The following is a 13,281-nucleotide window of genomic DNA, read 5'->3' on the forward strand; positions in this document are numbered from 1 at the left end:
TCCTTCATTTGTCTCATTATACTGACGGACATTCCTATATGTTGATGGGCAATGGCCGGATGGGAGCCTATGAAATGAAACTTGGCAAAGGATGTTGTCATGGCACATTTGGTGAATTGGTACAAGGGAGGATGGGAGACCATTACTTTTTAATCACCCTACCGATCCCAAGTTTAAGAAGCGAGGCGAACTTTATTCCAGAACCAGCCGTGTCGGGTTTAAGAGTCACAGATTGCAAGCTGAAAGCAAAGAGAGCAGGAGAATGGTTACTCCAATTGTTTGGGGTAAATGGAGGCGGTGATCTTGAGATACACTCAAATATTCCAGTTGGAAAGGGACTGGCAAGTAGTTCTGCGGATATTATTGCTGCAATAAGAGCCATTGCTGACGGCTATTCGCTTCCTATTTCAAATGAACTGATCTCGATGATTGCTGCAAAGGTCGAGCCCACAGATGGGGTCATGTATGACGAGATAGTGGCCTATGACTATATTCATGGGCAGCTTATCGAAAGCTTGGGGACGTTACCTCCATTTATCATTGTTGGCATCGACCTCGGAGGCACTGTCAATACAATCGAATTTAATAAAGCTCAAAAAGCATATAGCCGTCATGATCTAAAGCAATTTTTAAAAGCCTATGATTGCGTCAAAAAAGGCTTCAAGGAAAAAAGTTTAGCTTATATTTGCCAGGCAGCAACGATGAGTGCCCGGATAAATCAAAAAATACTGCCTAAGCCTATTTTTCATCTATTAGAAAATCTGGCTCAGCTCTACCAGGGAGGAATCGTGGTCGCCCACAGCGGAACCGTCGCTGGAATTTTACTAGATAGGAAAATTCCGAATCGTCTTGAGGTGGTTTCACACTTATCAAGGGAAATGTTGCTGTTTAGTAAGGGCTTGAATACCAATCTTTTTCTTTATGATAGCGAAGAGAGAATATTGGTTTGATAGAGTTATATTGAAGAGTTGATGTACGTGCCCGAGATACAACGAGAAGAGAAATAGTGGTCACGTAGAAACGGTCTACGTGACCCGAAACAGACTAGAAAATAAAATTGTATAAATTAATCAAAAAGACAACTTGTTTAAATTCAAACACAAAGACTAACAGGTACTGAAAAAAGGCTAGATCAGAATATGTTATGACTAATCCTTTTACTTACTTAAAATAAGGCTTTGTTAATAGATAAAGTTGATATTAGAGAAGGCGAATATGAGGTGAGAACAGCATTTGCTGAATATTTGATGGACAACAGGTAATTGAAGCAGTACAAAAGTACTAAAAATGAAAACGTCTAAATTATAACATTTACAATTAAATATTAAGTACTTTTGTGTCAAAACTAATGACACAAAAGTACTTAATCCCTTGCCGATTGACACAAAAGTACTTAATACCTTGTAAAAATACTAATGAATGTGTTAGTAGTAAATGATGACAGTTTTATCGATTTTACAACCTCATTTAGTTACAGAGATTGTTATTGGGAAAATGAGAGGCATATACAAGGTTAGGGTGCTAAAGAAAAAAGTTATCCTTACATAAATTGTATTAAGTTATATAATAATCTAATACAAAATGGTATTGATTTAGTTAACATTTTAGAACGATTGCCTTTTACATATAGCCTCTATTGCTTAGAGGCTATTTTTATTTTGTTCGTTAAAATATGGTCATCATTGTAAAAGTTTTCACTTAAACTAACGTGGCAGTTTAGTTGAACAAGAAATTGACTAATTAATGACGCATTGGACCCATAATGTACATCAGAACAATGTCGCTGGATCTTACATCAGAAATTAACTGGAATATTAGGAATTGAAAATAGGTACCCAGGAGGTACCTATTGTATGAGCACCTAAATTTAAAGGGAAAAGGTGGCTGTTCAATATTAAATATATGAAAAAGTTTATTATTTACTTGGGTATTAACAAATGGATAAAAGTAGGAAAATCCATCCCTGGAGGTTAGTTCTGGGATGGACTTACCGTAATCCACCAAGTATTAAGAGGATACTGGGCTAACTCAATATATTCTAAAGGTTAAAAACTTATTCGGCTATTTTTGTATTTGATCATAATGCGAAGGAATAAGCACAAAATTGTTCCGTAAAAAAGTACCGTGTTAAGGTACCAAAGAGTGGTCTAATAACTCAAGCTAATATCCCCGATGATGTAGTAAATGTATTAGTAAGATATTCGTGTGTACAAATATACACAATAAGTAAATAAAATCAAGGATATTCATAAGTAATACACATTACGAACTAAATGTGTACCAAAAAGGGTCCTTGTGTAGAAGATTCAGCGGCCATTTGGGGGCTTTTCTTATTAAGTATCAGGTTAGTTAATAAGGGATATCGTGAGGACACTAACATTTTCAGCAACATGCTAATTTATTGGTGTCCTCTTTTGTTTTAGAGAGGGAAACACACAATTGAACTGAAAAGGAATAAGATTAACAAAAGAAACACTTATTGATAAAGGTGTGATTTTTTATTTTCTATATCAATTACCAATTGGAATAGTTTATTTCAAAATAATTTGGGATCGACTAAAAGTTCCGGGAGCTTTATTTTATATTCTTAATTTTTAATTGCCGAATTTCTGTGTATCAAAGTTTTTTATCTTAATATCTACATCGATTAATTTGGGAATTTACTAGGACTGTCGTATACGATGTCAATCTTTGTATAAATATCAAACATTTTAAAAAAACTATGGGTAAAATGAATTCCTTTAGGTGGGAACGATGACAAATCAGAAAACATACATTGAAAAAAGTATCGATAAAAACATGCAGAAAACCATGATGCTTTTTTCCCATGTATTTGATATCAAAACAAGAACACTTCTTTTCAACAACAAACGACTATGTGTCGTGTATATCGAAACCATAACCAACAAAGATATCATCAATGAAAGAATTATAAAAGTGATATGTAAAGTAAGAAAAGGTAACATTTTAACCGACATCCCCGTCTCTGACATTACATTAACCAATCATTTTGAAGAAATTGAAATGGCGCTTGCCAATGGGAATGCCGTCCTTTTTTTAGACAGTGAAAGAGAAGCGTACATCGTAGGGACGAATCAATTTCATCCTAGAAACTTTTCTGAGCCTTCGGCTGAGAGAACCATTATCGGATCCCATGACGGATTTGTAGAAAGTCTGAATCTCAATATTTGTGCCATTAGGAATCGAATCCGATCATCGAATCTAAAAATAGAAATCATACCAGTCGGCAAAGAAGTCACAACAAATGTTGGCATTGTCTACCTGGAAAATGTGGCGAACGAAGAAATTGTTCGAAAGGTAAAGGAGCGTGTCGATTCAATCCGTATCGATTTCGGACTCACTTCGGGAAAAATAGAAGAATATATTGAAGATAGTTCCTATTCGCCGTTCCCTCAAGTCCTTAAAACGGAACGGCCGGACCGTGTAGTCGCAAATATAGTCGAGGGTCGTATTGCGGTATTGGTCGAAGGGGATTCATCCGTTTCTATCATGCCTGTTTCCTTTTTTTCCTTTTATCAATCACCGGATGATTTCGATGTAAGACCACTCATTTCTTCCTTTTTACGAATCATTCGAATTATTGGGTTTTTCTTGAGTGTTACCTTGCCTGCTCTTTATATTGCCATTGTGTCATTCAATTATGAAATTATTCCCGTTGACTTGTTAACGGCACTCAAAGGAAGTGTCGACTATATCCCTTTCCCTCCAATAATAGAAGCCATCATCATGCAGTTAATATTGGAATTATTGAGGGAAGCATCCATTCGCCTTCCCAGTTCCATCTCACAAACAATAGGTGTCGTAGGAGGTCTCGTCATTGGAACGGCGATTGTACAAGCAAACTTAGTCTCCAATCCAATGGTCGTTATCGTGGCGCTGACAGCCATATCCTCCTTTGTCGTTCCTATTCACGAAATGAGTTTTTCCATTCGGATTTTAAGTTTTCCAATGATTGTTGCAGCGGCACTATTCGGTATCGTGGGGATTGCGTTTGGTTGGGTATATTTCTTTATGCACTTAATCAAACTTGAATCTGTTGGAGCACCTTACTTTTCACCTGTCGCACCCATTCGACTCACTGATTTAAAGGATACGCTTATCCGAATTCCTATTTGGAAGATGAATACATCGCCAAGCACATCAAACTCGCCAAAACGTATATTATCCAACAGAAAGAAAGAGTGGAAAAGAGATGAATAAAGATTCTTATTCCATCTCTTCATTTCAGCTATTTTTCTTTGTTGTTAAGGCTCAGCTAGGCGTGGGGGTCATCACATTACCGGCATCCGTTTATCTATATTCAAAACAAGGTGCCTGGATATCCGTCTTATTGTCAGGAGCCATTTGCGTTACCCTTGTACTGATGTATTTTGTTTTATTTAAACGATTTGACGGGATGAATGTGTTGGAGATTTGCAACTTGGTGCTTGGAAAGTGGATGGCGAAGTTTTGCGCAGTGGGATATCTTATCTATTATCTATATGCTTCATTCTTGGTCGATTATTCTTTTACAGCGACAATGAGAAGATGGATACTGCTGAAAACCCCTCACTGGATTATTTTATTTTTGATGATGCTATTTGGAATTTATTACGGGAAAGAAAAATTGCAAAACATAACACGTTTTTGTCAACTTACATTTTGGATTGTTATTCTTCTTTTCTTCTTTAGCTTTGGTGCCTATAAAAATGTGGATTGGGATTATTTATTCCCTGTCCAAGATGTAAAAGTAATGGGGATTTTGCAAGGGGCAAAAGCATCCGCATTATCTTTTTTGGGTTTTGACAGCATCTTGATTATTTTTCCGATGGTGAATGCAACGTTAAAAACGAAAGTGAAAACCACCATCGTGTCTATTTTATTCGTTACATTTGTGTTTCTTTATATGACTGTTCTTTGCACGGTCTATTTCAGTCCAAAGGAACTTGAAAAAATTATTGAGCCCACCTTATTCTTGCTAAAGACAGTGACATTGTTTGGAATTATTGAAAGGCTCGATCTAATCTTCCTTTCCATTTGGGTTTTCATGATCGTTGCGACCTACGTTATTTATTTGCATTTAGCCAATTCGGTCATCGACCATTTACAAAAAGAAAAGGAAAGGAAAATAAATTTAAACTTTCTGCTTAATTTCATTATTTATTTATTGGCTGTATTTGTTCCGGAGATAAAAGAGACGGCAGACCTTTTATTTGAAATCTTAAGCTATGTCAGCGCTTTGTTCGTTGTTGTTATCCCTTTGTTTATCTTACTGTTTTCATTGATTTCAAAAAAGAAGCGAAACGGGGCGAATCAAACATGAATCAAAGACATTTGTTTCTTTTTTTGCCTCTTTTCTTATTAACGGGATGTTGGGACCAGACTCCCTTGCAGAAAGAGGCTATGATCATGGCAGCGTCAATTGATAAAGTGAAAAAAGATTCTATTTTAAGCACCGTTGCCATTCGAGGCAGTGAGCAAATGATGGGAGGTCAAACCCGGCCGATCAATACCATTATTAGTGAAACAGGACATAATCTAAAAGAAACCCGTTTGAAAGTCAATAAAATAACCGTCGGAGAGTATTCATCTAATAAATTGCGTGTCATTTTATTGGGCGAAGAATTAGCGAAGGACAGTATTGTTCCATATATCGATTCCTATTTGCGCGACCCAAAACTCACACTGTCTGCAAAAGTGGCAGTCGTAAAGGGAAAAGCATCTAAAATTATCAAGGAAAAAACCTATCAACACAAATTAATTGGAGAGGCGCTGGCAAAAGAATTAGAAACAATGGAGAAAAATTCAGTGATTCCTATTGAAAATCAACAAACCATACGAAATAAAATAAGTGATGAGGGGAAGGATTTAGTCCTTCCTTATATAGAGAAAAAGAGTGATAATACAATTGGGGTAACAGGAGTCGCCTTATTTCACGGGGACCGGTTCACAGGTGCGACATTAAAAAATTATGAACCTGAACTTTTGATCTTACTGCTGGGTAAAAAAAAGGAAGATTCAAGGATGACCGTAAAATATCGCAATGGGGAGAATATGAAGGATTTCCTTTCTTTTAACGTACATCGATTCAAAAGAAAGATGAAAATAAACCTCCGTGATGGAAAACCGCAAGTGGTCTTGAATACAAAAATGATGATTGAAATCAATGATTATTCAGGTAAAAGCTTACAAGACAAAAAAGAGTTGGATAAGTTCAATCAAAATCTATCTTATATCATCGAAAAAGATATGAATAATGTCGTCTATAAATTACAAAATGCAAATTGTGATGCTTTAGGAATTGGAAGAAAGTTAATCGCTTATCATCCTGACACATGGAAAAAAATGAAATGGAATGAAGAATACCCCAAAATCCCTATCACCGTACACCTCGAAGTAAAAACCATTAATAGAGGCATTATCTATTAAAGACAGCGGATGATTCCACTGTCTTTTCTTTTATGCCTCTTTTTTATAAAAATGTCGTTTCCGGTGTATCCATATGCTGAGGATTCACCGCGGTAAGGTTAAGTTACTAAGGTTTTATTATTGCTAATTTAAAGATTGTGAAGCATTGCACTTACATTTAACGGGTGAGTTGATCCAAGAAGGATTAACGCTTATTTTACGAATTAACGCTTATTTTTGTGGAAATTCTTCAACAACAGTCAGTTTAGTGAAAGAATCGACTGTAGCTCTTATTCAACAATCGGGCCATATTGCTGAATAACATTTTTAATTGTTTCGTGAAGATTGTGAAGAAATGTACTTAAGCTAACGGTCAGGTTACTTGAAGAAGGAAACATCTCCAGTCTAATTGTATAATCATAAAAAAGGGGTGATTGGGCATTGAGAAGCATTCCGAAAAAAGAGGAAATATTACTCGATGTAGAAATTGATGAACAAGAGTTTGTTAGCATAATCAATAGCATTTACAAGCAAGATTGTTATATCTATGCGATTATTCCTGAATATGAACAAGACCTATTAAATGAACTTTCAAATGACTTTATTGAAGTTAATAAATTCCCGTTACCACATACTTTTCCAAGGGAAATGGGCTATATGGGTTATGTAAAAGACAGTCAAAAACGATATATTTATGAATTTTATTTACGGTCTACTACAATGGATTATCTGATTTTTTCCGAGACTGATGTATCAGAACAATTAAGTAAATTATCCAAGAAGAATTTGGACATTTACAAAATGTTTCAATTAAATAAGGTTCCTCATATAACCGTTGGTCCCGATGGTCAATGGCTAAATATAGTTAAGTATTGAGTAGTTTCGTCTTCAAAGGGTGGAAGAGTAAAAAAGGAGTTGCGGCAGCAACTCTTTTTTTATTTGAATAAACTCGATGGTAGGTTAAGGGGTGAAGGAAATATCTAATATTATCTAGAATATTTTTATTAATGTAATGTAATGAAATTATTAAGGTGTTGATTATTTTGGATGAAAAGCTGATTTACAAACCACTTGAAGAGTTTTCTAATGACCAAATAAGAGATATTCTCAATAGGAATGTAATTGATGAACTAATTACCTTCCTCTTTCTGTTGGAGAGTATCATATAAACTGGAAGTATGCACAGGACTTATGTGCTAGGTTATCTGAACACGAGAATCCACTAATAAGAGCAAACGCTGTGTTAGGATTTGCATATATCGCAAGAACAAAATGTATGTTAGAAAAGCACATTGTTAAACCAATCGTATTAAAAGAACTTCGAGAAAATCAGAAATTCAACCGGAGAATAATTGATGCAATAAAAGACATAAACCCTTTTATGAATTGGAAAATTGGAGCTAAATCAATTTTTGAATAGAAATTGTGTTTATTTTGCAAGCAGGGCAATAATTCAAGATCATAGTGAGTTGCGGCAGCAGCTCATATTCTTATTGTGCTAACAGGGCAGTTTAATTTAAGTGCAATTATTCACAATCCGTATTATTAAATGTCCTTTTCCTCCACACAAAAAGACTCCCACCGAAGAAAAAGGAGAATGAATTCATTATGAAATCATCCCCTCAAATAGTTTGAAAATGCTTATACTGATATTACTCATCAATGACTCGCTAAACGTTTTTCAAAATCCGCCTTAAACAACAGAATAGCATCAATATTTACAGCAAAATCGTGGTCACTGATATTAAAATTAGTTATAAACTCGTCAGTCCTCTCACGAACCATAATTGTCGGACGGATATTGTCTCCAATAGTGTCCTGAGTTACACCGCTTCCATAAATATACCAGTTAGTTTCAGTAGGCTTATTTGCTGCATTTTTAGATAAGTCATTTTTTATTATTTCGCATAAATTATTCATAAAATCTTCATTAAGATTAATGGTTTTTCCATACTTACCATCAACTGATATATCAGCATCTCCATACCAAATATTCCTGCTTGCTCGCTTTCCGTCATTTGAAGTGTATGTTTCATCAAACAAAATCTTCATTTTTATTACCCTCCGTTAAAATAAAATTACTTCACACTATTATACACCAATTAGAAATTGTAAAGTTATTGACCTAAGATAATGAACAATACGACCATATTGTGAAGAAATATACTTAAACTAATGGGTGCTTGAGTTAGATAAAATTTTTAAGTAAAACTGAACATGATAATGTTCGATTACGATAACAAAAATTTAGGAAGGGAAAAAAATTATAACTAAAATGGAAAAATATCATCTATGTTATCAAAATATTCTTGGTCACTAACTGTCAACAAATTGTTCTCTTTTTCTAACTGAACTGTAAAGAAGCTTGGATAACATAAATACATAATATTTTTGTTATTCCATTATACGGCGCGATTGTGGAGCAACATGGATATGAAATGATCAAACTTTTTTATTAAAGAATGAGCCAATTAAAAATATTAAGAGCGTGTTTTGATCAATCTATTTTCAAAACACGCTATTTTCTATGATCGTTTATCAAGGTTATTAGTATCAATTTGATCAAACTTTAATTTATAGCAACACCGACTGTTTTCCTCACATTAATGCCAAACAGCTCCTCCAAGGTCTTTTTGAATAGTTTCGGTGACGGATACATTCATGTATCCGTTTTTTCTTCAGCTCTACATACCATCCCCATATATTTTTATTTATCAACTCGATTCACATATTAGCTCGAATGTGTTCTTTCAACTTCCTTCGCAATATTTTTTGTATTTAATTGACTAGAGTGCTTTTCTTAAAGAGGTATCTAAAAGTATAGAAAATACAGTTTTTGATAGATATGTTTACATGTGGAAATCTGCAATAAATACCAAATGATGGATATCATATAATCAGGTTTACTAATTGGAGGAATTGTATGTGACAGAAAAGGAAACGGTGATTCAGCTATATTTAGATGTATTAAAGGGGAAAAAAACTCGATTTCCTAACCATTTTTTTGTAGGGGATCAGGGGAAAAAATACTTGGTCTGTATTACACGTTATTTATTAGAAGAGTATTTAGGTATCTCTAAGGGACAAATTCCATCTTTAGTTAGTGCAAAAACATTATGGGATTATCGTTTACGCCCCCCAGCTAATGTACATGGATGGAACTTTATCGATGTGATACAAAACGCGTATCCCGGAGAATTTCACCCTCTAGAGTTTAAACAAGTTTCGTATGGGTACTGGCAGGGAGAAGAGGGGCGCAAAAAAGCATTAGAAGCTGTTCGGTATGTCATTGAAAAAAAACAATCCATTCCCTTTCAGGAAATTCCTCTGAAGATCAATCGTCAATTTTTTGAACAGAATAGGCTCATGGGCATCCTAGAGATCTTTGGGGATTCTCCCTATCTAATTATTCAGACTCTTTATCCTAACCAATTTAAACCGTGGGAATTTACATCCGTTCCAATGAATTTTTGGGAAAGTGAGGACCATATTAAATGGCAATGGAATGGCTCCTTTTTCAAAAAATGAGTTATCTTCATATCAAGAAGCCCTTCAAGTATTATCTCGCAAGCATTTTACCATCTATCGAATGACAGGGCTATATCAAAGAGCCTTTAGTCAACGATTATATAAGGTGAAACTATGGATAGAAAAACAGATTGAGCAGTGCTCTTCATATACAAAAGAAAACACAAACCAATGTATTATTTAGAAGGTTGAATAAATTTCCAGTTATAAAGAATAATGTTAATGGATACAACACAACCTAGGAAAAGTTAATTACATAACGAATTTCCATTCGACCTTGAAAAAATAAAGGAGTTGCATATATTGTTTCGAAAAATCCGAAAAAAGTTCCAAAAGGAAGTTCAACCGCTGCAAGTACCTGGACAACAAGAACAGCTTTCATCTGACTTAGATGAAAACTTAGATGTTCTTCGCTCAATGTATCAGGATTGCTTTGATGTAGTTTTCAAAACGTTTTTAATTGGTGGACAAACAAACGCTGTGCTTGTTTATATAGATGGTTTATCTAATATCATGGAAATTGATGCTCATGTGCTAACTCCACTTATGTCAGAAGGGAAGGATCATAGTTTATTTAAATTGTTGAAGGAAAAAATTCATATTTCAAAGACAAAAGAAGTTAAGACATTTGTAGAGTGTATTGAAAATATCTCCATCGGAAATCCTGTACTTTTAGTGGATAAAGAAGAATGCGGAATCGTCTTGGGGTTGCCCAAGTTTGAAAAGCGATCAATTGAAGAACCATCTGCAGAGAGTGTTGTACGTGGACCAAGAGAAGGTTTTGTGGAAACAATAGCGATAAATACCTCCCTACTACGGAGAAAGATTAAAAGTCCAGAACTTAAAATGAAACCGATGAAGATCGGACGATATACGGAAACGTTAGTTGTGATTGCTTACATAAAAGGACTTGCTGATCAAACCCTTATTGAGGAAGTCGATAACCGCTTAAGGCGCATTGAAATAGATAGCATATTGGAAAGTGGTTATATCGAGGAATTGATTGAAGACAATCCACGTTCCCCTTTTCCTCAACTCGTTAGTACGGAACGTCCTGATGCAGCCGCGGGTAGTCTCATGGAGGGGCGAGTGGTGATTCTAGTGGATGGGACTCCCTTTGTCCTAATTGCACCTGTTACTTTTTTTTCCTTACTACAGTCTCCGGAAGATTATTATCAACATTACCTGATTAGTTCCACCATTCGCTTATTACGTTTTGTATTTATGGTGTTTTCTCTTGTTTTGCCTTCACTCTATGTAGCGATTCTTACCTACCATCACGAGATGGTGCCGACGACCTTACTGATTAGTATATTTGCTTCACGGGAAAGTGTTCCCTTTCCAGCGCTGGTAGAAGCATTAATGATGGAGATTTCATTTGAAGCACTTCGGGAAGCCGGAGTGAGGCTGCCGAAACAAGTTGGAGCTGCGATTAGTATTGTCGGCGCTTTGGTTATCGGTCAAGCTGCCGTGCAAGCTGGTCTGGTTTCTGCTCCAATGGTTATTGTAGTTGCGATTACTGGCATAGCATCCTTCATGGTGCCTCACTATACGCAAGGGATCGCACTAAGGATGCTTCGCTTTCCTATTATGTTACTTGCTGGTTCGCTAGGATTACTTGGGATTATGCTTGGCGTGATAACCATCGTCATCCACTTATGTACGTTACGTTCTTTGGGTGTACCCTACCTCTCACCAGTCGCTCCGATGAAAGGTTATGAATTAAAAGATGCCTTGATTCGTGCTCCATGGTGGAAGATGAACAAACGGCCGCATTTAACCGGTGAATTCAACCCATACCGACAGTCAAATGGGCAAAAACCGGGTCCAAACAAAGGAGACGAATAGTAGAACAAAGACACGATAAGAAGGATATGAACAAAAAAATGAATCCAATTCTAGTCCGCTTCACAAAAACGTTTACCCTTCTTTTCTTTTTAGGGGCTTGCTTCCTGCTTTCAGCTTGCTGGGACAGAAGGGAAGTGAATGATACGGCACTGGTGTTAAGCGCCTCCATTGACAAAGCAAAAGGAAAAAATATTGAGCTTACCACTCAAATTTTGATTCCTCGGGCTGTTAGCAGCGGACAGCAGGGAGGGGGGGGAGGCGGAGGAGGAAGTCCTGAGGTCACGACAAGATCAGCGATTGGAGAAAATATGACAGATGCTGCATCAAAACTCCAGTTAAAACTTTCACGCAAAATCTTTTGGGGACACTGTGCAACGTACATAATCGGAAAGAATCTCGCTAAAGCAGGAGGTATTCATAAGCAAATTGACTTTTTGCTTCGTCACCCAGAACCTCGAGAACGAGCTTATTTGTATGTTAGTGATGGAAAAGCTGAAGAATTTCTAAAAATTATGCCAACAAAAACTGCGTATATAGAGCCATACGAGGGAGAAGCGCTTCGAAAGTTAACTGAGATGCGTATTGGCACGATTGTAACAGTGAAAGATTTTGAACAGATGTTAACAGGTGATGCGGAGGCGGCGATACTGCCTTTGATTGGAAAGGTACCGTCCATAGCTGGGCAAAAAGAAGATATGATTACTAGTATCACTGGGTCTGCTATTTTTAAGAAAGATAAAATGGTTGGTCAAATTGCTACCGATGTAACAAGAGGATTGATGTGGTTACGAAATGAAATCGAAGTGACTAGCGTTACAGTAAGCCCAAAAAAAGGAGATACTTTAACCTTAGATCCTATTCGGGAAAAAACGAAACTACTCCCTACAATCAAGAATGGAAAGTGGAATATCCTAGCGAAGATCACATCGGAAGGTACGATTGTGCAAAATGGAAGCAATCTTGATATTATGAATCCTAACATTACGAAGAGGATTGAAAAAGCCCTAGAAAAAGACATCAAACAACGAATTAATCTGTCCTTGACACAGGTGAAGAAAGGGATGAATGTGGATGTGTTCGGTTTCGCAGATGCGTTTCATCGCAAATACCCGAAAGAATGGAAGAAAGAGAAAGATCATTGGGATGAAATTCTCACTCAGGTGGATGTGAAAATCGATATTAAAACAAAGGTCCTTCGGCCTGGTTTGACTACTACTCCAGCGGGATTAAAGGAAGAAGAGGTAGAAAAGAAATGAAATGGATAATGCTCTTAGGAATAACAGTATGCCTGGTTCTTATTAGTTTGTTCGAATGGCAAAAATTGACTCGAAATCAGAAAAAGGAGAAAGCAACCCTAGTAACCTTAACAACAATGGGATGGTTCCTTGCCATCCTCCTTGTTTTCTTTCCAGAAATGCCGGGTCCTACGCAGATGATAGATAAGCTTTTCAAACCGTTTGGGAAGCTCCTTGAGAAATAGGTAGGGCCATAATGTGG

General features: G+C 36.3%; 11 protein-coding genes. 10 read left to right on the forward strand and 1 reads right to left on the reverse strand.

The annotated features are described in order from the left end of the window. Positions 1–8: 8 nt before the first annotated feature. The 6 genes from BN1082_RS15735 (at position 9) to BN1082_RS15755 (ending at position 7,284) form a co-directional block, all read left to right on the forward strand. Positions 9–950: a GHMP family kinase ATP-binding protein gene (locus BN1082_RS15735; RefSeq protein ID WP_090635583.1), complete on the forward strand. Its 942-nt coding sequence runs from the start codon at positions 9–11 to the stop codon at positions 948–950. A 1,804-nt stretch (positions 951–2,754) separates the two neighbouring features. After that, complete coding sequence (locus tag BN1082_RS15740) at positions 2,755–4,221, forward strand: spore germination protein (protein ID WP_090635584.1); 1,467 nt, start codon at positions 2,755–2,757, stop codon at positions 4,219–4,221. Further along, complete coding sequence (locus BN1082_RS15745; RefSeq protein WP_090635585.1) at positions 4,214–5,323, forward strand: GerAB/ArcD/ProY family transporter; 1,110 nt, start codon at positions 4,214–4,216, stop codon at positions 5,321–5,323. Before BN1082_RS15740 ends, BN1082_RS15745 begins: the two co-directional genes overlap by 8 nt. After that, entirely contained in the window at positions 5,320–6,429 is a 1,110-nt protein-coding gene (locus BN1082_RS15750) for a Ger(x)C family spore germination protein (RefSeq protein ID WP_090635586.1), read from the forward strand. Before BN1082_RS15745 ends, BN1082_RS15750 begins: the two co-directional genes overlap by 4 nt. A 145-nt stretch (positions 6,430–6,574) precedes the next feature. Then, on the forward strand, positions 6,575–6,730 hold the full coding sequence (locus BN1082_RS27655; RefSeq protein WP_176699827.1) for a hypothetical protein: 156 nt from the start codon (positions 6,575–6,577) through the stop codon (positions 6,728–6,730). 119 nt (positions 6,731–6,849) lie between these two features. Then, positions 6,850–7,284 (forward strand): hypothetical protein, encoded by a 435-nt coding sequence (locus BN1082_RS15755; RefSeq protein ID WP_090635589.1) that lies wholly within the window; start codon positions 6,850–6,852, stop codon positions 7,282–7,284. 783 nt (positions 7,285–8,067) lie between these two features. Here BN1082_RS15755 and BN1082_RS15765 read toward each other — a convergent pair. Further along, the gene (locus tag BN1082_RS15765) at positions 8,068–8,460 is read right to left on the reverse strand and encodes a hypothetical protein (protein WP_090635590.1); all 393 of its coding nucleotides are present in this window, start codon (positions 8,458–8,460) and stop codon (positions 8,068–8,070) included. Positions 8,461–9,333: 873 nt separating this feature from the next. On the opposite strand from BN1082_RS15765, the gene BN1082_RS15770 reads away from it, so the two are divergent. From BN1082_RS15770 to BN1082_RS15785, 4 genes are all read left to right on the forward strand, one after another. Further along, entirely contained in the window at positions 9,334–9,936 is a 603-nt protein-coding gene (locus tag BN1082_RS15770) for a DUF4046 domain-containing protein (protein WP_245640452.1), read from the forward strand. 300 nt (positions 9,937–10,236) lie between these two features. Then, complete coding sequence (locus tag BN1082_RS15775; protein WP_090636528.1) at positions 10,237–11,784, forward strand: spore germination protein; 1,548 nt, start codon at positions 10,237–10,239, stop codon at positions 11,782–11,784. 38 nt (positions 11,785–11,822) lie between these two features. Beyond that, positions 11,823–13,040 (forward strand): Ger(x)C family spore germination protein, encoded by a 1,218-nt coding sequence (locus tag BN1082_RS15780; protein WP_090636530.1) that lies wholly within the window; start codon positions 11,823–11,825, stop codon positions 13,038–13,040. Then, the gene (locus tag BN1082_RS15785; protein WP_090635591.1) at positions 13,037–13,264 is read left to right on the forward strand and encodes a hypothetical protein; all 228 of its coding nucleotides are present in this window, start codon (positions 13,037–13,039) and stop codon (positions 13,262–13,264) included. The genes BN1082_RS15780 and BN1082_RS15785 overlap by 4 nt, the downstream gene beginning before the upstream one ends. The last annotated feature ends 17 nt before the right edge of the window (positions 13,265–13,281 follow it).

This window comes from Neobacillus massiliamazoniensis, assembly GCF_001048695.1.
Lineage (GTDB): Bacteria > Bacillota > Bacilli > Bacillales > Cytobacillaceae > Neobacillus > Neobacillus massiliamazoniensis.

Coding starts and splice junctions, on each gene's coding strand:
- BN1082_RS15745 (WP_090635585.1), top strand. CDS start 4,214: ATGAATAAAGATTCTTATTCCATCTCTTCATTTCAGCTATTTTTCTTT.
- BN1082_RS15780 (WP_090636530.1), top strand. CDS start 11,823: ATGAATCCAATTCTAGTCCGCTTCACAAAAACGTTTACCCTTCTTTTC.
- BN1082_RS15765 (WP_090635590.1), bottom strand. CDS start 8,460: ATGAAGATTTTGTTTGATGAAACATACACTTCAAATGACGGAAAGCGA.
- BN1082_RS15750 (WP_090635586.1), top strand. CDS start 5,320: ATGAATCAAAGACATTTGTTTCTTTTTTTGCCTCTTTTCTTATTAACG.
- BN1082_RS15740 (WP_090635584.1), top strand. CDS start 2,755: ATGACAAATCAGAAAACATACATTGAAAAAAGTATCGATAAAAACATG.
- BN1082_RS15785 (WP_090635591.1), top strand. CDS start 13,037: ATGAAATGGATAATGCTCTTAGGAATAACAGTATGCCTGGTTCTTATT.